This is a genomic window from Saccharothrix sp. BKS2, from assembly GCF_047689505.1.
GTDB classification, from domain to species: Bacteria; Actinomycetota; Actinomycetes; order Mycobacteriales; family Pseudonocardiaceae; genus Actinosynnema; species Actinosynnema lopnurensis.
The window spans coordinates 164,918-184,319 of sequence record NZ_JAUQOL010000011.1; the positions used below are offsets into that span (position 1 = coordinate 164,918).

Sequence of the window (19,402 nt, forward strand, 5' to 3'; positions counted from 1 at the left end):
CCGTGGACCCGGCGGCGTTCGCCGACTCGGTGCGCGCGGACGCGGCCGGCTGGGACCGGCACGGCGGCGTGCCCGTCGAGGTCGTGCGCGAGGTCGCGCGGGCCGGGTTCCTGGCCGCCGACGTGCCCGCCCGGTACGGCGGCCGGGACTTCTCGCCCACCGAGGTGGGGCGGCTGTGCGCGGACCTCGGCGGGACGTGCAGCGCGTTGCGGGCCCTGGTCACCGTGCAGGGCATGGTGGCCGCCGCGGTGCTGCGCTGGGGGAACGCGGACCAGCGCGCCCGCTGGCTGCCCGCGCTGACCTCCGGCGACCGGCTGGCCGGGTTCGCCGCGACCGAGGCGGGCGCGGGCAGCGACCTGGCGGCGGTGGGCGCGTCCCTGGACTCCGGTCGGCTGCGCGGCCACAAGCGGTGGGTCACCTTCGGCGCGCTGGCCGACGTGTTCCTGGTGCTGGCCACGCGGGACGGGCGGCCGGTGGCCGTGCTGGTGGAGGCCGGGCCGGGGGTGGTGGTGGAGCCGGTGACCGGGCAGCTGGGGATGCGCGCGGCCCGGATCGCGCACGTGCGCTTCGACGACGCGCCGGTGGCCGAGGTGCTCGCGCCGCCGGGGTTCGGCCTGTCGCACGTGGTCGGCACGGCGCTGGACCACGGGCGGTTCACCGTGGCCTGGGGGTGCGCCGGGATGGCGCGGGCCTGCCTGGACCTCACCGCCGGGCACGTCGCGACCAGGACCCAGGCAGGCACTCCCCTGTCCGAGCACCAGGCGGTGCGCGCGGTGCTCGGCCGGTGCCTGGTGGAGGTGCGGGCCGCGCAGCGGCTGTGCGCCCACGCGGCGGCGCTGCGCGAGCGCGGCGACCCGGCGGCGCTGCACGAGACCGTGCTGGCCAAGTACGGCGCGGCGCGGGCCGCCTCGGTCGTCGGGGAGCACGCGGTGCGCCTGCACGGCGCGGCGGGCGTCGACGCGGACAGCGCGGTGGGCCGGTTCCACCGCGACGCCGCGGTCATGCGGATCATCGAGGGTTCCGACGAGGTGGCCGAGCAGCACCTCGGCCGGTACGCGCTGCGGGGTGGGGCGTGACGGGCCGCCGATCGAGTCACGGCGGTGGGGCGCGGTGCCGTACTCGGTGCCACTAGCCTGACCCGGTGGGGTGGGACCTGGCCGAGCTGCTCGCGAAGTACGGCGTGCCCGGCGCGCAGGTCGCCGTGCTGGCCGGCGGGGAGATCCGGGACGAGGCCGCCGGTGTGCTGAGCCTGCGCACGGGGGTCGAGGTCATGACGGACTCGATCTTCAAGATCGGCTCGATCACCAAGGTCTGGACGGCCACGCTGGTCCGGCAACTGGTCGACGACGGTCTGCTGGACCTCGACCGCCCCGTCCGCGACCACCTGCCCGGCTTCCGGCTGAGCGACCCGGCCGCCGCGGGCGCCCTGACCACCCGCCAGCTGCTCACCCACACCGGCGGGATCGACGGCAACCACTTCACCGACACCGGCCGCAACGACGACGCGATCGGGAGGTTCGTCGCCACCCTCGCCGAGGCGGAGCAGCTCCTCCCGCCCGGCACCGCCTTCTCCTACTCCAACAGCGGGTACGTGGTGCTCGGCAGGCTGGTGGAGGTGTTGCGCGGCAAGCCCTTCCACGACGTGCTCCGCGAACGCCTGGTGGCACCGCTGGGCCTGCGCACCGCCGCCACCGACCCCTACGAGGCGATCCTGCACCGCGCCGCGGTCGGCCACGTCCGGGCCGGCGGGGAGGTCGTCCCGGTGACGGAGTGGGCGGTGTCCTACTACGCCGCGCCCAGCGGCTCGCACCTCGCGATCAGCGCGCGCGACCTCATGGGGTTCGTCCGCTTCCACCTCACCGACCCCGCGCTGGCCGCGCTGCGCGAACCCCAGGTCGACCCCGTCCCGGACTTCGGCGGCGGCGTCGTCGGCTGGGGCCTCGGCTGGATGCTCTACCGGGACGGCGTCGTCGGCCACACCGGGGTCGCCAAGGGCCAGAAGGCGTTCCTCCGCATGGCCCCGTCGCAGGGGGTGGCGGTGGTCGTGCTGACCAACAGCACCGGTGGCGAGCCACTGGCCCACGAGATCCTCGGCACGGCCCTCGGCGAACTCGCCGGCGTCGAGACGGCGCCGCTGCCCGTGCCGCCCCCGAACCCGACCCGGATCGACGCGGACCGCATGTGCGGCACCTACCGCTCCACCCTGTACGACATCACCCTCGCCGGCGAGCACGACCGCGCGTTCCTCACCTACCGCGCGCGCAACGAGATCGCCGAGTCCTTCCTCGGCGGACCCGAGAACCGCGTGGAGGTCGTCCGCCTCAACGACGACTCGGTCATCACCGCCCGACCGAAGGCCGACGGCCACCAGGTCCTGTCCCTGGTCGGCTCCGACGACCACGGCCGCGCCCGCTTCCTGCACAACGGCGCCGCCGCCTACCGGATCGCCTGACCGTCACCGGCACGGGGGGCGCCCGGGTCCACCGCGAGCGCCCCCCGTCCCCGCTAGAACGAGTTGCCGAACGCGCTGGACAGGTACTCCTTGGCGTCGCGCAGCGCCCCGTCGATGATGCGGGCCGCCTCCCTCGCCTGCTCCGGCTCGTGCGCGGCCTGCACCTGCAACCGGAAGCGCGAGGCGCCGGTCGGGGTGACCGGGAACTCGACCATGAACGCGAGCACCCCGCGGTCGAACAGCAGGCGGTTGACCGTCCGGGCCAGCTTCTCGTTCCCGATCAGGACCGGCACGATCGGGCTCGGCGAGCCCATGCAGGTCAACCCGCGCGTCGTCAACTCGTCGCGCAGGGCGTGGACGGCCGAGAACAGCCGCCCGCGCAGGGCGTCGCCCTCGTCGGTCCGGATGATCTCGGCCGCCTTGAGCACCACCGCGGTCTGCATGGGCGACAGGGCGTTGGAGAAGAAGTGGGACCCGGCGAACATCTTGATGTACTGCTTCACCGCGGGCGACCTGGCCGCGACGAAGCCGCCGTTGGAGGCGAAGGTCTTGGAGAACGCGCCCATGACCAGGTCGATCTCGCCCACCACGCCCTGCATCCCCAGGACCCCGGTGCCGCCGGGTCCCATCGAGCCGAGGTCGTGGGCGACGTCGACCAGCAGGGTCGCGTCGTGGGCGCGGCAGACCGCCTGGAGGGCGGCGAGGTCCGGCCAGTCGGCGTCCACCGAGAACAGCCCGTCGGTGATGACCATGATGCCGTTGTGGGTGTCGGTGGCGCGGATGCGGGCCAGGTGGGCGCGCACGGCCTCGACGTCGAGGTGGGTGTAGCGGGTGATGTTCCTGGTCGCCGCGCGCGCTCCCGTCTGGAGGCACGAGTGGGCGAGGCGGTCGATGAGGACGTGGTCCTCCTGCCGGACCAGGCCGGTGACGGTGCCGAACCCCGCCGACCACCCGTTCGAGAACAGCGTCACGTGCTCCAGGCCGACCAGCTCGCCGAGGGCGGCCTCCAGCTCGTCGGAGATGCGGGTGTTGCCCAGCACCATCGGCGACCCGGCGCTGTGCGGGCCGAAGTCGCGCATCGCCCTGACCGCGGCCTCCCGGATCTCGGGGTGGGCGTTGAACGACAGGTAGTCCTGGGAGTTGAAGTTGATGCCCCGGGCGGGTTTGCTCAGGTCGTTGGTGATGGTCGCGACCCCGCCGGGCGCCGCCTCCAGGACCCGGGAGTACTGCCAGGTCTCGGTGCGCCTGCGCGCCTCCACCCAGCCGTGGAACTCCTCGGTGCGGGCGAGCAGGTCGGCCCCGACCGGGCGGAAGAAGTCGTAGGCGTTCTTGTCGAGCGCGTAGTCCTCGTCGGGGTCGATCGCGGGCGCGGCCGTCGTCGCCGGTTCCCACATCGGTTCCAGGTCGGCCCGGACCGCCGGGTAGTCCTCGTCGAAGAAGCGGACCGCCTCGTCCGCCGGGAGGGTGTCCAGCTCCTCCAGGTCCTCCCACGGGATGTGGCTCGCCCAGTTCCGCATCATGTCCGACACCTCGCGCGCGGCGACGGCGACCGCCTTGGCCGCGGCGAGCGGGTCGGCGCCGGCCGCGTCGCCCGCGGCGATGAGCTCGGCGACGACCTCGCCGTCCTCGCGCTGGTGCGCCGCGGTGCCGCTCATCGGGTCGCCTCCGCCGCCACGAGCGCGAACGGGTTCCGCTGGTGCTCGCGGTAGGTCGCCTCGAAGTCGGCGAACGCGCCGTGGTCGCGCGAGGACTCCTTGGCCGTGTCGTTGAGCAGGAACACGTTGGACGGGTCGAAGAACTCCGAGACCGGCGCCACGTCGACGTGGGTGGCGAGGAAGCGGTCGATCTCGGCCTGGTTGCCGCGCAGGACCGCGAACAGCTGGAGCTCGTCGTGCCGCAGCGGCTTCATCTCCGCGAGCGTGCACACGTAGTCGTAGTAGGCCGCGGCGGTCTGGCTGCGGCGCTTGGCGGCGTACCCGGCCATGGCGGTGTCCCGGTCGGTCTCGCCGCCGAGCCACCGGCCGACCGCCTCCGCGGCCAGCTCGGCGTCGCGCAGGGCGTGGGTGATGCCGAGCGCCGTGCACTGGTCCTTGAACGACCCGGCGTCGCCCACCAGCACCCAGCCGGGCCCGTGCAGCCGCCTCAGGTACGCGGCCTGGTCGAGCGTCCCGTAGAAGCGCTCCTCCCGCCGCGCCCGCGCCACGGTGCCCGCCGCCTCCTCGCTGATCAGCCCGAGCGCCCGGTGGAAGTTGCCCTCGACGTCGGCCCGGAACCCCGCGGCCCACTCGCTCGGCCCCCACGTCAGCACCATGGTCTGCCCGGAGTTGGTCGAGGCCATCGCCATCCCGAGCCTGCCCCGCCGGTGGATCTGCGCCTCGGCGTCGGGGATGCCGCCGAAATAGCTCCAGTAGGCGAAGGTGCACCGCGGCCGCTCGTCGAACTTCTCCAGTCCGAGCGCGCGGGCCACGAAAGAGTTTCGCCCGTCGGCCCCGATCACCACCTGCGCGCGCTCGACCGTTCCGTCCCGCCCTTTGATGCCGATGACGGTCCCGTCGTCGTCTTGCAAGAGTTCCGCGACGGTGTATCCCTCGCGGAACTCGACACCGGCCCGCACCGCGTTGTCGACCAGGATCTGGTCCAGCACGTGCCGGCGAACCGAGAAGTACTCCGTGGTGATCCCGCTGTCGTCGCCGTGCAGCAACCGGAACTGGTTGCGCAGCAGCTCCTCGGGAATGCTGCCGCGCAGGGCGATCCCGTCGTTGACCACGGTGACCCGGGTGTGGGTGGGCGTTACGGCCCTGACCTGGTCCAACACCCCCAACCGGTTCAGGTGGGAAGCCCCGTGCGGCCAGATGAAATGCGTGGACAGCACATCACTGGGAAACCGCGACCGGTCCACCACCAACACCCGGAGCCCTCGCCGGGCCAGGTGCGTGCCGACCGCCGCCCCGGCACACCGACCACCTATGACAATTGCGTTGTACATGCGGTCATCCCAACAGCACGCCCATACCCTGTACAGACCCGAACGGTCTATCACCCCGCCGATTGCGCGACACCGGCCATTCGCGAGGAAAATCGGACGACCGAATCAGTCGAATGTTCGACAGGCCCTCTGATCGGACCGTTGGAGCAATACGGGAAGCCGTTTCCCACGCGGCCCGCGGCTGACGGGTTCCACCGCGCGGCGATGTGCCGTGCGGCGGCGTTGTCCACAGTTGTGCGGTGCGGTGCGGTGCGGTGCGGTGCGGTGGCGCGGGCGGCGGTGCGATGGCGCGGCCAGTGCTCCCACCCGCTGACGCGCGCCGACACGAGGGGGTGAACACCGTGTCCATCCACGTCAAGAGGACCGCGATGACCCACTCCCACCCGTTCCCGCCCGTTCCGCCGCGACGATCGTCCCGAGCGGGAACGGCGGACGTGGGAGCAGATCATCGCCGCGGCCCGCGAAGCCGCGGCGGACCTCCCCGTTCTGCCCCCCCGCTGCCGGCCACCCCGGCCGTGCCCGAGCAGGACGGCGACCAGACCTCGGCCGCCGCGCCGCCGGTGCTGGACCTGCTGCTCCACCACGAGGAGGAACGCGCCAGCGCGCGTGCCGCGGGCAACTCGGCGCTGGCCGACAGCGCGCTGGTCAACGTCGTCCGCGACCTGGACACCCTGCTCGACTCCACCGAGAACCACCTGCGCCGCGCCGGGCGAGGTCTGTCGCGGGCGCAGGTCCGCCGGGTGGCGCCGCAACTGGCGGCGATGTCCGCGCTGCCGCTGGACGACGTGGCCGAGTTCTTCGGCCTGCCGCCCCACCGGGTGCAGGACGTCCTCGCGGACCTGGCCCAGCGGGGTTCCCTCGACCCGGACGTGCGCGCCCGGGGCCTGCTCCAGGTCCAGGTCCTGCGGGACGCGCTGCACCAGGTGGTCGTGACCAGGGACCACTCGCTGCTGGACCGGCTGCTGGCGTTCGTCTCGCGGTTCGTGCTGCTGGGCGTGGTGGCGCTGGCCTCGGCGGCGTCGGGTGCGCTCGCCGTCGACGAGTCGGTGGTCAAGGAGGTGGTGAAGACCGCGGTCGTGGCGCTGGTCGCGGCAGCCCTGCAACTGGGTGCCGAGCAGGTGCGGTCGCGACGTGCGGAGGACGCCCGGCGCGTCACCGCTCGCGATGCCCACGAGGCGTTGCTGACCGAGCTGGCGATCGCAGGCACGCTGTGGCAACCACCGGCGTACGAGGGCGAGCACGGGGTCCTGCGCATCAGGCTGGCTGTTCGCGCCTGCGTGGTGCGGGTCGCCACCATTCCGCTGGACTGGCCCGAGAAGTGGGTCTACTGGGACGTCCTGGACGACGTGAACGCCGCCTTGCACGCACCCTCGCCCGATGGGCTCGCCTTGCAGCTGCGCCGCCTGACCGCGCTACCTCCGCCCACGTGAGCCGACGGGGTTGATTCGTTCTTCCGGCGATGGCCAACACAGGCGAGGCGGTGGAAACGACCAGGCAGAGGCATCGTGGCATCGGTACGCATTGAACCCTTGTCGGGCTTCGGCGCAGTACAGCACCTGCCTGTAATCCATCCACAACTTCCCCCGCATCCTTCCTGAAGGCTGCGCCGTCAAGCATGTTGTGGACCACTGGCCATCACGGTATCGGGCTACCGTGATGAATCCCGGCACAGGAGGTCAGGCGATGGGGTCACAGCACAGGGTGCCACGTGAGGCTCTGGCACGGGCGCGCGAGGCGATTGGTTTCAGCCAGGAGAGCCTTGCGGAGACCCTTGGGGTGCACCCCACGACGGTGGGCAATTGGGAGACCGGCCGGTCGAGTCCGCTGGCCCATCACCGGCGGCCACTCGCCGAACAACTTCAGATCAGCGTGAGCGAGCTCGCCGTTCTGCTCGACTCCTCAGGCGTGAATACGTTGTCTTTGAGCAACGCGCCATCGGACAACGACCTGCTCGGCAGAGATCAACTCGTTCGCGATGACGCCGAGCAGATTCGCATCCGACTGGAGTCGTCCTTGAGCGAGTCCGCTTCTCCTGCGCGCATGGAGTTGGTTGAACAACAGGTGGCGCACCACCTCGGTGAGCACACGCGGATCGGACCGGACCGCGCGCTGGATTCGTTGCTGCCCGATCTGGCCGACGTGCAGGCGTTGGCCGCGCGTCGCCAGCCGGTGTTCGTGCACCGCCGGCTCTCCACGGCCACGACCATGTTGACGTTGCTGATCGCCGACGCGTACATGAAGTTGCAGCGCGTCACCGGTGCGCGTCGGTGGTACGGCACCGCGTTGCTCGCCGCACGGGACGCCGATGATTCGGCGTTGATCGCGCTCGTGCTGGCGCAGCAGACCATGCTGGCCTACTACTACGAACCCGCCCAGAGCGCAGTTGCGCTGGCACGTCGCGCACGAGCCTTCGTCGCTGACCACGTCTGCGACGCGGCGGCACTCGCCGTCGCCGCCGAGGCACGTGCCCTGGGCAAGCTGGGAGATGTCCGCGGTGTGCGGGAAGCACTGGAGCTCGCCGGCCGCTTGACCGAGAAGCTGGCCGCCCGGCGAGACGGGCAGGAGGACCAGTACGCCGCCTTCCGCTTCGGCCCGGGTCGGCTGCACCTGTACGCCTCCGGCGCGTGGGCGAACCTGGGAGATGCGGCACGTGCACGCGTCGCCCAGGACGCGGCTCTGCGAGCCTACGCCGGTGACGAACGCGTGGTCATCGACCCCGCCCTCGTCCGCCTGGACCAGGCGGTGACCGAAGCACACCGCGGTGACGTCGTCGGTGCGACCACGCTGGCCTTGGCCGTGCTCGCGGAGTTGCCCCCTACGCACCGCACAGGGGTTGTGCTGACCCGCGCCCACGACGTGGTCACCGCGACCGAGGGCCTCCCCCATCCCGGAGGACGGGTCCCGGACACCGTGCGAGAACTGCGATCTCTCACGACACCCGTCGCGCACCGTTGAGCGGGACGAAGCACATCGCGGTCGCTCACATCGACCACGCGGCCCCAGACTGGACCGGTGACCTCACGGCCGTCCGCGATCGGGCACGACTTCACCGTCGACAACACCCGCCCCCTGCTCCGGCAGGCATGTGGAGCAGTCGGCCTGGACGCACGGGACGCGCAGGTGCTGCGTCACCACACCAACGCCGTCTACCTCGTCGGACAGGTCCCGGACGCCGTGGTGGTCAAGATCGGCAGGCCGGGAGTCGACCATCAACGGGATCTGCGCAACGCGCGTGGACTGGTGTCCCTCATCGCCTGGCTGATCCGGCACCGAGCGCCCATCACCCCCCTGCTCCAGGGCATCGAACAGCCGGTGGTCGTCAACGGTCACGTGGTCACGTTCTGGCGTCACCTGCCCCAGCAACACCCGGTGTCGACCGAAGCCATCGCCGCTCCGCTGCTGGCGCTGCACCAGGCACCACAACCGCCGTTCCCGCTGCCCGCACTCGACCCGATCACCGCGATCGCACGCTCCACCGCCGCCAGTCGCATCCTCGACGACGACCACAGAACCGCCGTGATGACCAGGTTGGAGGAGTTGACGCCGTTCTGGACCCGCCTGTCCGGGTCCGTGCCGCAGTGCCTCATCCACACCGATCCGCAGCACCGCAACACCCTGTGGCGCTCCGCACCCGGGAATGAAGAAGCAGCCCTGAACCGCGCGTCGACACCGGCTGTGCTGTGCGACCTGGACGGCGTGGCACTCGGCCCGGTCGAGTGGGACCTCGTCACCATCGAGGTTCACTGCCGCCGATTCGGCCACGTGGACCACGACGCTTTCGCCAAGGTATATGGACGTGACATCCGCGAGTGGGAAGGTTATCCGCCACTACGCACCTTGCGAGAGCTGCGCATGATCGCCACCAATGCGAGGAAGTCCTCGCCAGGCAGCCCCCAGGCGACCGAGGTCATCCACCGCATCCACGGCCTCGATGAGGACATCACCGCACCCTGGAACATCATCTGAGCCATCACCACACGACCGGTAGAGCAGAACCGCAACATTGCGTTCAGGTTCTGGGAAAATTGCGGAACGGCTGTGACCAACTTCCGTGGTGCCTGCTGCATGAATGCGTTTAGCTGGGACGCAAGCACACAACAGCACCCTGAGGGAAATCATGGACACCGAGGAAAATGCACCACCTGTGCGCCCGGGCAGTGCGCACAGCCGGGAGCTGGGCGGGGAAATCCGCAGGACCCGTCAGAACAGCGGTAGGTCGGCGCCGAAGGTCGCCGAGGCGTTGGGCTGGTCCGTGGGCAAGCTCTCCAAGCTGGAGAAGGGCACGCGGGGCACCAGCACGGTCGACATCGCCGCCCTGCTCGGGCACTGCGGGGCCGCCAAGGCCGCCCGTGAGCGCGTCCTGGGCATCGCCGCCGAGCCGGACACCGGCAGTTTCCTGCGCCTGCACCACCAGCGTTCCGACAGGCTGGTCGCCGTGTCGGTGCACGAGGAGATCGCGGAGACGATCACCGTCTACGACCCCGTCACCGTTCCCGACCTGGCCCGGACCGAGGACTACACCCTGGCCCTCACCGGCGACCTCGACTTCGCCACCGCCCTCGCGGAACGTCAACGACTCCTGCAACGCCACCCCGACCCACACGTAACCGTCTACGTCCACGAGATGGCGTTGCGCATGGCCGTGGGTGGTCCGGCGGTGATGCGCGACCAGCTGCTGCACCTGCTGCTGATGTGCGAATGGCCCCGCACCACCGTGCGCGTCGTCCCGCTGGCCGCCGGGTTCCACACACATCTGCGGCACCCCTGCACGCTGCTGGCCTTCGAAGCACCCGACAAACCTCTGGCCTACACCGAGACCGACGTCGCCGTGGCGTTCCACGACGCACCCGAGGCGGTCGCCGCCTACCAGCAGAAGATGTGCCACCTCGACGCCGCGGCCCTGGACACCGAGCAGACCCGCCGGAAGCTGTCCCGGTGGACCGACCTCTACGACCGCAAAGCCGCCTGACCCCGTCACAGGGCCGAACACCAGGAGACGGCCGTGCCCCACACCATCAGACTGCGCGCCGAACTCTTCACCAAAGCCATGAGACTCGCAGGCTTCCGCTCCGACTACGCCCTGGCCCGTGCCATGGGCCTCAACCGCTCCACCGTCACCCGAGTCCTCACCGGCCAACTCAACCCCGGACCCGCCTTCATCGCCGGCGCCCTCACCGCCCTCACACCCATGACCTTCACCGACCTGTTCCACATCATCCACACCGACCCAAAAGCCCCACGACGATGACCCCGGCACTCACCGAACTGCTCGACCGCATCCAGATCGACGAAGGCACCCTGCGCTTGCTGCGGAGATACGCCGCCGAAGTGACCGTACGACCACCGACCTCGCCGGCCACCGCCCAGGCTTTCCGCCGAGCGGCCGGAGTCCTGCGCGACCACGACCACCTGCCCTCAGCCGTCCTGTGCGGCAGGCACGAACTGGCCGTGCACCGGCGACGCGACGACAACCCCGACGCCACCGCCTCGGCCCTGCTCGACCTCTCCCTCACCTACCGCGCCCAACGCCGCCCGCACAAAGTCATCGACTGCGCCGACCAGATCCTGGAAACCTACGGACGCCACCACCACACCGACGGCTTCACCCACACCCTGGCCTACCTCGGAACCCTCATGATCGAGGTCCAGCGTCCCGACGCCGCGATCAGGTACCTGACCCGCGCCGCCAACACGTCACCCGCCCCTCACCGGCTCGCCGAACACCAGGCGCTGCTGAGCCGGGCGTGTCGCATGTCCGGCGACCACCACACCGCAGACCAACACCTCAACCGAGCCCTGGCCACCGCCCGGAGCACCAACACCGCCCACCACGTGCGTGAACTCGCCGCCGGCACCCGACAACTCCCACCACCGACCCCCTGAACCAGGTCAGAGCACCGTCACCGTGCCGCGCCCCCCGTCGACCCGCACCCGGTCCCCCGTCCTGATCCGGACCGTGGCGTTGCCGCACCCCACCACGGCCGGGACGCCCAGCTCCCGCGCCACGATCGCCGCGTGCGACAGGGGCGCGCCGACGTCGGTCACCACGGCCGCCGCGCGGGGGAACAGCGGGGTCCAGCCGATGTTGGTCACCGTGGTCACCAGCACCTCCCCCGGCTCCAGCCGCCCGCTGTCGGCCACGTCGAGGATCACCCTGGCCACGCCCTCCACCACGCCCGCCGCGCCGGGGAAGCCCGACACGCCGGAGGCCGGGGGCTCGGCCGAGGCGTCGTGCACGTCGAGGCGGCGGTTCGGGTCGGCCGCCCACGCCTCCGGGTCGAACGGGCCCCGGATCACGGTCGGGTAGGGCGGCAGCGCGCGGTAGCGCTCGTAGGCGGCGCGGCGGGCGGGCACCCTCGCCAACGGCGCGGTGTCGCCGTCCAGCACGCGCAGGGTCTCCTCGATCGGCAGGAAGAACACGTCGTCGCCGTGGCCGGTGACCTCGCCCGCCCGCACCAGGAACGCCCGCAGCACGGCGAACGCGCGCGCGAACTCCGAGCGGGCCCGTTCGCGTTCGCGGGCCCGCTCGGCCAGGCGGTCGATCTCACGGCGCAGGCGCGCTGCCCGGCGCGGGTGGGCCGAGCGCAGTCGGGACCACGCGGCCCCGCGTGCCGACGCCTGGCCGGCCAACAGCTGCTCGGGGTCGATGTCCGGACCCGCCAACTGCCGGTCCAGCCAGGTCGGGTCCTCGGCCGGGCGCGGCGCGGACACCTCGAACTCGTCGGCGAACCGGTGGCCGTGCTCCCGCGCGTAGTCCTCGCGGGAGATCTCGCCGCGCCGCAGCCGCGCCAAACCAAGGACCGGACCGAGGCCGGCCAGTTCACCGGCGGCTCCGTGCGCGCCGGTCAGCAGTGTCGTGGCGTCGTCCTCCCCCACCAGCGCGACCAGCTTCCGGCGGACCTTCGTGCCGGACCCGGGGCCGTTGCGGGCTCCCGCGTCGTAGACCCTCGCGTGGACGTGCAGCAGTTCGTCCACGTCGGAGTTCCACAGCGCCCGCAGCTCGCCGGGCGTGCGGGCCGCGCGGCAGGCGGCGGTCAGGCGTTCGGCGGTGGCGGGCGCGGCGGCGAGCAGGTCGTCCACGCGCGCCCGGAAGTCGCGGCCCTGCCTGAGGAAGGCCAGTCCGGCGCGCAGCACCGCGAGGCGGGACAGGGGCAGCGGCGGGACCTCGACGCCCGGCGGGACGCGGCCGAAGACCTGCTCGGCCATCCGCAGCGCCACACGGCCCAGGCCCAGCGCGGAGGCGACGCCCAGGGTGACGCCGAGGTTGAGGTAGAACCGGCCGCCGATGTTGCCCGAGGTGGGGTGCCCGTCGATGGGCGGCTGCGCGAGGGCCTGGGCCAACGACCAGGTGGCGGGCGTCATCACGCCGGGCACGGCCTCGCGCAGGTTCGCGCACGTCCACAGGTGGTCGCCGCGCAGGCTGTCGTTCCACACCTCCGGCAGGGCTGTGATCGGGCGGGCCTGGAGCACGGCGATCCGGCCGTCGCACAGGGCCCACTCCACGTCCACCGGCACGCCGTGCAGGTCCTGGATCCGCTCGCCCAGCGCGGCCAGCTCGCGCACCCGCGCCTCGGGCAGCAGGTCGCCCCCGAGCCGCACCTCGCCGCCGACCACCACGTGCTGCTCGGGCGTGACGGAGCCGCCGACCAGCGCTTCGCCGAGGCCGGGCGCGGCGTTGACCACCGTCTCGGCGCGCGAGCCGGTCACCGGGTCGGCGGTGAACAGCACGCCGGAGACCTCGGCCGGCACCATCCGCTGCACCACGACGGCCAAGGCCGCGTCGGGGATGCCGTTGCGGGACCGGTACTCGACGGCCCGCGCGGTCCACAGCGACGCCCAGCAGCGCCGGACCGCGTCCAGCACGTCCTCGCCGGCCACGTCCAGGAACGTGTCGTGCTGCCCGGCGAACGACAGGTCGGGCAGGTCCTCGGCCGTCGAGGAGGAGCGCACGGCCAGCGGTCCGGGCGGCAGGGCGGCGCGGACGGCGGCGGCGATGTCCGCGGGCACCTCGTGCGCGGCGAAGGCGGCGGCGATCGCGGCGGCCGGGTCCTCGCCCCGCAGCATCCCCGGCACGTCCAGGTCGGCGGCGAACCGGCGGTAGGCGTGGGTGGTCAGGTGGAAGCCGTCGGGCACCGGCAGCCCGGCGGCGGCGAGCCGCGCCAGCGAGGCGCCCTTGCCGCCGACCGTCCCCAGGTCGGCGGCGGGATCGGCCAGCGGCAGCACCAGCGGGGCGGTTCCCATGGGCCGATCGTGCCACCGCGCCGATGCCCGTGTTGCGGCTATCAGCACATCGACGACCCACCGGCCGGCGCAGCGCTGTCGGACTCGACGGCTACGGTGCGGCCATGGGCAATCCCGCACCGTCGTGGGCGCACGGTCCGATGATCGCGCTGGACCTGGAGACCACCGACGTCGATCCCCACCGGGACCGCGTCGTGACCGCCTCCGTGGTCGCGATCACGCCCCGGCATCCCGGCGGACCACCCGAGGTCGACACGCGCACCTGGCTGGCCGACCCCGGGGTCGAGATCCCGGCCGAGGCCACCGCGATCCACGGCATCAGCACCGACCAGGCCCGCCGCGAGGGCCGCCCGGCCTCGGAGGTCGTCGCCGAGGTGGCCGAGCACCTGGCGGGGGTGTGGGGGCCCACCACGCCGCTGTGCGCGTTCAACGCCGCGTTCGACCTGACCATGCTCGACGCCGAACTGCGCCGCCACCACGGCCGCGGCCTGCCGCTGGGCGGGCCGGTGGTCGACCCGCTGTGCCTCGACCGCCACCTGCGCCCGGTCCGGGGCTGGGACGACAGGCGCACCCTCACCGCCGTGTGCGCCCACTACGGGGCGCGGCTGGACAACGCCCACACCAGCGCCGGCGACGCGATCGCGGCGGCGCGCCTGGCGTGGACCCTGGCCAAGCGCCACCCCGACGAGGTCGGCCTGCTCGACCCCCGGGAGCTGCACGACCGGCAGGTCGGCTGGTACCTGGAGCAGGAGCACGACTTCGCCGCGCGGCTGGAGCGGCAGCTGGAGCAGCGGATCGCCCGGGGCGGCGAGGACGAGTACACCGCCCGGACGCGCGACCGCATCGCGGGGGTGCGGGCGCGGGCCGGGGCGTGGCCGCTGCTGACGGGTCCGGCCCGGGTCGGGTGACCCGGGCCGGACACGGGATCAGACCCAGCGGGATCAGACCCTGTTGTACTGGAAGTACCAGCCGCCGTTCTGCTGGTAGCAGCCCCAGGCCGGGTAGAGCTGGTGGTAGCGCTCCTTGTCCGGCAGGCACGACGCCTCGGACGGGTAGGGCCCCACCGTGACCCAGTTGGTGGCCTGGGCGGCGGCGGGGGCGAGCAGGGTCAGGACCACGGCGGCAAGACCGGCGACAGCGGTGCGCATGGGTCTCCTTCGGGCTGCGGGCTGGACGTCGTGCTGCCCACCGGCGGGCCGGGGGTGTCCCGGCGCGCGGGGTGGAGAGGCCCCGCGCGCCGGGACGTCCTCACAGGCCGTTGGTGAACAGCAGGCGGTTGGGCGTGCTGCCGGTGGCGCCGCCGCTGACCACGTTCGGGGTCGCGGAGGAGTTGAGCCAGTCGTGCACGGTTGCCGACGACTGGTCGCCGAACCGCTGCTTGTACAGCGCGGCCACGCCCGCCACGTGCGGGGTCGCCATCGAGGTGCCGTTCATCGCGCCCGAGCCGCCGGTGCGGAGGGTGGAGACGATGGCGCTGCCCGGCGCGTACAGGTCGACGCAGGTGCCGGTGCTGGAGAACGAGGAGCGGGCGTCGTTGTTCTGCGAGGACGCCACGACGCTGGCCGTCTCCACCTTGCGGGGCAGGCGGTCGCAGGAGTTGCCGCCGGTGTTGCCCGCCGAGGTGGCCAGGAAGACACCCGCGGCGATCATGCTGCGGATCGCGGACTCCAGGCTGGCCGAGGCGGTGAAGTTCCACGAGGTGTTCGCCACGGCGGGCTTGGTGTGGTTCCGGGTGACCCAGTTGATCGCGTTGAGCGCGGCGGTGGTGGTGGCGCTGCCCGAGCAGTTCATCATCTTCACGCCGTGCAGGCGCACGCCCTTGGCGATGCCGTAGGTGTTGGACCCGATGGTGCCCGCCACGTGCGTGCCGTGGCCGTGGCAGTCGGTGTTGTTGGTGTCGACGGCGTTGTAGTCGAACGTGGCCCGGCCGCCGTAGTCGGCGTGGCCCGGGGTGATGCCGGTGTCGATGATGTAGGCGTGGACGCCCGCGCCCGTGTAGTTGTAGGTGAAGGAGTTCGACAGCGGCAGGGTGCGCTGGTCGACGCGGTCGATGCCCCACGACGGCGGGTTGGCCTGGGTGGCGTCGAGCGCGTCGGTGACCAGCACGTCCTGCTCGATGGCGGTCACCGACGGGTCGCGGCTGAGCTTGCGCAGCTGCGCCGGGGTGAGCTTGGCGGAGAAGCCGTGGAACGCCGCGTCCCACACGTGGGTGGGCGTGACGCCCGCGGCGGAGGCGACGCCCAGGCCGCCGCGGGCGGTGGCGCCGAGGCTGACGATGTAGGTGTCCTTGATCGGGTGGACCGTCGCGGAGGCCGTCGCCATGACGATGTCGGCCTGGTGGGCCGGTGCGGCGAGCGCGGCTCCGGTGGTGAGCCCGACGGCGGTGGCCGAGACGGACAGCAGGGTGAGCACTCTGGTGAAAGGACGCACGGGTCGGCTCCTTCGGGTGAGCCCGGACCAGCGCGCCCCGACGCAGGGTTGACGAGGCTGACGGTCACTCGTCCGGGTTCATCCCAGCAGCCTGACCAGGGGTTATGCCATGGTCAACCAGGGTCGGCCGAACGGCCGCCGGCGCGGTCACGCTCGGTGGACATAACCGACAACTGGTAAGGACCACATCGCTCGGGCGGCCTCTTGGCCACCACCAACCGGGTCAGCGCGACGTCGACGGGCACCACCGGCGTCCCGGACGACCACGCGGGCGGTCGCGCGGCGGTCGCGCGGGCGGTCGCGCGGCGGTCGCGCGGGCGGTCGCGCGGGTCGTCGAGCGGGGCCGGCACCGGCTCGGGGCGCGGAGGAGGAGTGCGACCTCGTCAGGTCGTGTCGAGCGTTGTCGGAGGTCGGAGCCCGCCTCGTCGAGGGCCCCGACCCGGGTCAGCGGGTGTGGACCAGCAGCCGGTCGACGCCGTGGACGATGGAGGCGGCGCGGAACGCCTGCCGGTCCTCGGCCAGGCGCAGGTTCGGGAACCGGCGCAGCAGCGCCGGGTAGGCCGCGCGCAGCTCCATCCGCCCCAGCTCCGCGCCGACGCAGCGGTGCGCGCCGTAGCCGAACGCCAGGTGCGCCGACGACTTGCGGGCGTGGTCGAAGTGGGGCGTGCTCTCGCGGTTGGCCGCCGACAGGGAGACCACCACCGCGTCGCCCTCCTCGATCCGCTGGTCCCCCACGGTGAGGGGGTGCCGCGCGAACCGGGGGAACGCCACCTGCACCACGCTCAGGTGCCGCAGCAGCTCCTCGACCAGCGGGCCCACCGCCGCGTCGTCGTCGCGCATCGACGCGCGCGCCTCGTCGTCCCGGAGCAGCACGTACGCGCCCAGCGCCAACATGCTCGCCGTGGTGTCGAAGCCGCCGGTCAGCACGCCGTCGGCCAGGCCGGCCAGCTCGGCGTCGTCGACCGCGTCGCCGTGCTGGCGGATGAGCGTGCCGATCAGGCCGTCACCGGGCGAGCGGCGCTCCCGCTCCACGATCTCCCGCATGTACTCCAGCGACTCGGAGATCGCGCCCAGCGCCTGGCCCGCGCCGCCGAACAGGTCGAAGCGGGCCGCGGCCAGCTGCTGGAACCGGTCGCGGTCGGCGTAGGGCACGCCCAGCAGCTCGCAGATGGTCAGCGACGGGATCGGCAGCGCGAACTCCTTGACCAGGTCCACCGGACCCGGCGCGGCCTCCATCGCGTCCAGCCGCTGGGTCACGATCTCGTCGATGCGCGGCACCAGCCGCGACAGCCGCCGCATGGTGAACTCCGGCGTCAGCATCCGGCGCAGCCGGGTGTGGTCCGGCGCGTCGGCGAACCCGAGCCCGCCGGGCGACTGCTCCAGTCGCCCCACCGCCGCGCCGAGGCGGGTGTAGTCGTTGCTGAACGCTCCTGTGTCGGAAAGCACTTTTTTGGCCTCGGTCTCCCCCGTGACCAACCACACGCGGATGCCGAACGGCACGGGCACCCGGTGCACCGCGCTCGACTCGCCCATCCTCATCAGCTCCTCGACCGGATCCACCCCGTCCCGCTTCAGCGGGACCAGCGCCCGGTCCGGGAGCAGCGACAACGCGCGTGAACCGATCTTCCCCATGATCCACCGCGTGGCCGCCCGCCGCGCGACCCACTCCACCAAGCCTTCGCGCACAGACGCCAGAGTCGCCATTCCACACCCCTCGTTCCCCAGGTCGAATCGACGGAACGGTAGCCCCACCGCCCGGTGACCAGCATCGCGCCACAGGCTGATTGACAGGGCATGATCCGTGGAAGACGATCTGCGATCGCGCGTGAAACGGGCCGGAGCCCGGGGTCACGGCCGTCCGGGTCCGCCCGCGCCCTGCCCGTCGAACCGCCCGGTGAACCGCCCGGTGAACCGTCCCCTACCGGGGCAGCAGCGCCGCCACCTCCGCCAGCGCGTCCAGCACCTCCGGGGTGAGGTACCCCGACGCCAGTTCCGCCCCGGCCACCGCGACCGTGCCCCGGTCGCGCCCGGAGCCGTAGTTCGCGCCGGAGAACGCGACCCCCGGCAGGCCGAGCGCGTCCGCGCCCAGCGGCTCGACGTCACCGGACCCCGGCTCGTCGACGAGGTCCTGGAACCGGCGGGCGTCCTCGCGCGAGGCGAACTCCACCCAGGCCACCGCGATGACGGCGGTGTTGCCCGCGTCGTCACCCACCGCGAACAGCGCCCGGTCCATCGACACGCACCCGGTGTCCCGCAGGAAGTCCCGCACCCCGCCGAACGACGCCGCGGCGCAGTCGGCCGGCCGCCGGTCGGTCCGCTCGACCTCGTGCAGCCCCAGCTCCCGCCACGCGCCCTCGACGTCGCCGTCCCGCGCCCGGTCCTCGCTCGCGGCCTTGCGCGCGGTCAGGGCCGGACCGGCGCCGCCGGGCCCGCCCGCGCTCAGCCCGACCGCTCCCCCGTAGGCCACCGCGCTGAACGCGACCAGCCCCGCCAGCAGCACCGGCTTGGCCCGACCACCCCGGCGACCCCGGCTCCCGGTCGGGCGCACGCGGCCCCTGGCGTCGGTGTAGAAACCTCCCGGCACGGCGACCTCCCCCGAGCAAGGTTTAGCAATGCCCGGGGCGAAGTGACCCGATTTTCGCGGAGAACCGCTCGATCAGCGCAAACCGAACGGTCGGTTCACCGTGCGTCACCGGCGCGCCACCGGTCGTAGTCCTCCGGGGTGCGCACCCCGGAGTCCAGCACCGCCCGGTACAGCTCGAAGCTGCGGTAGTCCGGCCGCGCGTGCTTGATCAGCAGCACCGCCGCCCGCACCTCGGGCGTGAGCCGCGCGGGCAGCGTGCGCACGTGCCCCAGGTCGGGCTGGCGGTCGGGCTCGTCGACGAACCAGAGGTCCAGGTTCCAGTGCCGCCCGGCGGCCGTGCGGAACGCCACGCCCAGGTACAGGCCGTCGGGGTAGAGCTCCGGCTCGGCGTTCCACGGTCCGAGGTCCTTGCGGAACCGGACCGCGCCCACCCGCTCGTGCGCGCCCAGCTCCGCGCCGACCCGCAGCACGGCCGCGGTGTCCAGCGCCGGGCACACCACGGTGACGTCGATGTCGGGCACCGCCATCAGGCCCAGCGCCGAGCTGCCCGTGCGCACCGGCTCGCCCAGCGCCGACAGCAGCCGGTCCAGGTCGAGGTCCGCCACGACCCGGTCGGCCTCGGCGCGCAGCTCGTCCTGCCGGCGCAGCAGTTCTTCGATCACCGACCGAGTATCCCGGAGCGCCCGGGGACCACCGGCCGCCGCCGGTC

At 72.7% G+C, this 19,402-nt stretch carries 17 protein-coding genes and 1 pseudogene; 10 read left to right on the forward strand and 8 right to left on the reverse strand.

Translation table 11 applies throughout. The features are described from left to right. The first annotated feature begins 2 nt into the window (after window positions 1–2). On the forward strand, window positions 3–1,076 hold the full coding sequence (locus Q5530_RS23985; RefSeq protein ID WP_415365003.1) for an acyl-CoA dehydrogenase family protein: 1,074 nt from the start codon (window positions 3–5) through the stop codon (window positions 1,074–1,076). Window positions 1,077–1,141: 65 nt separating this feature from the next. Further along, window positions 1,142–2,452: a serine hydrolase domain-containing protein gene (locus Q5530_RS23990; RefSeq protein WP_415365004.1), complete on the forward strand. Its 1,311-nt coding sequence runs from the start codon at window positions 1,142–1,144 to the stop codon at window positions 2,450–2,452. Between the two features lie 53 nt (window positions 2,453–2,505). Here the strand turns inward: Q5530_RS23990 and Q5530_RS23995 are convergent, their stop codons facing one another. Both Q5530_RS23995 and Q5530_RS24000 read right to left on the reverse strand, forming a co-directional pair. Further along, window positions 2,506–4,107, reverse strand: a complete 1,602-nt coding sequence (locus Q5530_RS23995; protein ID WP_415365005.1) for an aminotransferase class I/II-fold pyridoxal phosphate-dependent enzyme — start codon at window positions 4,105–4,107, stop codon at window positions 2,506–2,508. Further along, window positions 4,104–5,438 carry an NAD(P)/FAD-dependent oxidoreductase gene (locus Q5530_RS24000; RefSeq protein ID WP_415365006.1) on the reverse strand — a complete coding sequence of 445 codons (1,335 nt, stop codon included), beginning with the start codon at window positions 5,436–5,438 and terminating at the stop codon, window positions 4,104–4,106. Before Q5530_RS24000 ends, Q5530_RS23995 begins: the two co-directional genes overlap by 4 nt. Window positions 5,439–5,953: 515 nt before the next feature. On the opposite strand from Q5530_RS24000, the gene Q5530_RS24005 reads away from it, so the two are divergent. The 7 genes and pseudogenes from Q5530_RS24005 to Q5530_RS24035 all read left to right on the forward strand — a co-directional run bounded on the left by Q5530_RS24005 (window position 5,954) and on the right by Q5530_RS24035 (window position 11,321). Continuing rightward, window positions 5,954–6,868: a hypothetical protein gene (locus Q5530_RS24005; protein WP_415365007.1), complete on the forward strand. Its 915-nt coding sequence runs from the start codon at window positions 5,954–5,956 to the stop codon at window positions 6,866–6,868. Between the two features lie 253 nt (window positions 6,869–7,121). Further along, window positions 7,122–7,307, forward strand: a pseudogene (locus Q5530_RS24010) (helix-turn-helix domain-containing protein); the annotation flags it as partial. Continuing rightward, window positions 7,308–8,393: a hypothetical protein gene (locus Q5530_RS24015; protein ID WP_415365140.1), complete on the forward strand. Its 1,086-nt coding sequence runs from the start codon at window positions 7,308–7,310 to the stop codon at window positions 8,391–8,393. 165 nt (window positions 8,394–8,558) lie between these two features. Then, a complete protein-coding gene (locus Q5530_RS24020) occupies window positions 8,559–9,404 on the forward strand; it encodes a phosphotransferase (RefSeq protein ID WP_415365008.1) in 846 nt (281 codons plus the stop codon). Between the two features lie 151 nt (window positions 9,405–9,555). Beyond that, window positions 9,556–10,407, forward strand: a complete 852-nt coding sequence (locus Q5530_RS24025; protein ID WP_415365009.1) for a helix-turn-helix domain-containing protein — start codon at window positions 9,556–9,558, stop codon at window positions 10,405–10,407. Between the two features lie 33 nt (window positions 10,408–10,440). Continuing rightward, complete coding sequence (locus tag Q5530_RS24030) at window positions 10,441–10,686, forward strand: transcriptional regulator (protein WP_415365010.1); 246 nt, start codon at window positions 10,441–10,443, stop codon at window positions 10,684–10,686. Further along, window positions 10,683–11,321: a hypothetical protein gene (locus Q5530_RS24035; RefSeq protein WP_415365011.1), complete on the forward strand. Its 639-nt coding sequence runs from the start codon at window positions 10,683–10,685 to the stop codon at window positions 11,319–11,321. The genes Q5530_RS24030 and Q5530_RS24035 overlap by 4 nt, the downstream gene beginning before the upstream one ends. Window positions 11,322–11,327: 6 nt before the next feature. On the opposite strand, the gene Q5530_RS24040 is transcribed toward Q5530_RS24035, so the two are convergent. Further along, entirely contained in the window at window positions 11,328–13,679 is a 2,352-nt protein-coding gene (locus tag Q5530_RS24040; protein WP_415365012.1) for a PEP/pyruvate-binding domain-containing protein, read from the reverse strand. A gap of 104 nt (window positions 13,680–13,783) precedes the next feature. Between Q5530_RS24040 and Q5530_RS24045 the strand changes: the two genes are divergently transcribed. Further along, a complete protein-coding gene (locus Q5530_RS24045) occupies window positions 13,784–14,587 on the forward strand; it encodes an exonuclease domain-containing protein (protein ID WP_415365013.1) in 804 nt (267 codons plus the stop codon). Between the two features lie 33 nt (window positions 14,588–14,620). Here Q5530_RS24045 and Q5530_RS24050 read toward each other — a convergent pair whose 3' ends face one another. From Q5530_RS24050 to Q5530_RS24070, 5 genes are all read right to left on the reverse strand, one after another. Then, complete coding sequence (locus tag Q5530_RS24050; RefSeq protein WP_415365014.1) at window positions 14,621–14,827, reverse strand: hypothetical protein; 207 nt, start codon at window positions 14,825–14,827, stop codon at window positions 14,621–14,623. 100 nt (window positions 14,828–14,927) lie between these two features. Continuing rightward, complete coding sequence (locus tag Q5530_RS24055) at window positions 14,928–16,109, reverse strand: S8 family peptidase (protein WP_415365015.1); 1,182 nt, start codon at window positions 16,107–16,109, stop codon at window positions 14,928–14,930. Between the two features lie 444 nt (window positions 16,110–16,553). Continuing rightward, complete coding sequence (locus Q5530_RS24060; protein ID WP_415365016.1) at window positions 16,554–17,813, reverse strand: cytochrome P450; 1,260 nt, start codon at window positions 17,811–17,813, stop codon at window positions 16,554–16,556. A 214-nt stretch (window positions 17,814–18,027) separates the two neighbouring features. Next, a complete protein-coding gene (locus Q5530_RS24065) occupies window positions 18,028–18,693 on the reverse strand; it encodes a hypothetical protein (RefSeq protein ID WP_415365017.1) in 666 nt (221 codons plus the stop codon). Window positions 18,694–18,788: 95 nt separating this feature from the next. Next, the gene (locus Q5530_RS24070) at window positions 18,789–19,355 is read right to left on the reverse strand and encodes a hypothetical protein (RefSeq protein WP_415365018.1); all 567 of its coding nucleotides are present in this window, start codon (window positions 19,353–19,355) and stop codon (window positions 18,789–18,791) included. Window positions 19,356–19,402 lie beyond the last annotated feature (47 nt).

Excerpts from the sequence above, each read along its gene's own strand:
- Q5530_RS24050 (WP_415365014.1), bottom strand. The coding sequence starts at position 14,827 with ATGCGCACCGCTGTCGCCGGTCTTGCCGCCGTGGTCCTGACCCTGCTC.
- Q5530_RS24000 (WP_415365006.1), bottom strand. The coding sequence starts at position 5,438 with ATGTACAACGCAATTGTCATAGGTGGTCGGTGTGCCGGGGCGGCGGTC.
- Q5530_RS23995 (WP_415365005.1), bottom strand. The coding sequence starts at position 4,107 with ATGAGCGGCACCGCGGCGCACCAGCGCGAGGACGGCGAGGTCGTCGCC.
- Q5530_RS24035 (WP_415365011.1), top strand. The coding sequence starts at position 10,683 with ATGACCCCGGCACTCACCGAACTGCTCGACCGCATCCAGATCGACGAA.
- Q5530_RS24025 (WP_415365009.1), top strand. The coding sequence starts at position 9,556 with ATGGACACCGAGGAAAATGCACCACCTGTGCGCCCGGGCAGTGCGCAC.
- Q5530_RS24040 (WP_415365012.1), bottom strand. The coding sequence starts at position 13,679 with ATGGGAACCGCCCCGCTGGTGCTGCCGCTGGCCGATCCCGCCGCCGAC.
- Q5530_RS24060 (WP_415365016.1), bottom strand. The coding sequence starts at position 17,813 with ATGGCGACTCTGGCGTCTGTGCGCGAAGGCTTGGTGGAGTGGGTCGCG.
- Q5530_RS24045 (WP_415365013.1), top strand. The coding sequence starts at position 13,784 with ATGGGCAATCCCGCACCGTCGTGGGCGCACGGTCCGATGATCGCGCTG.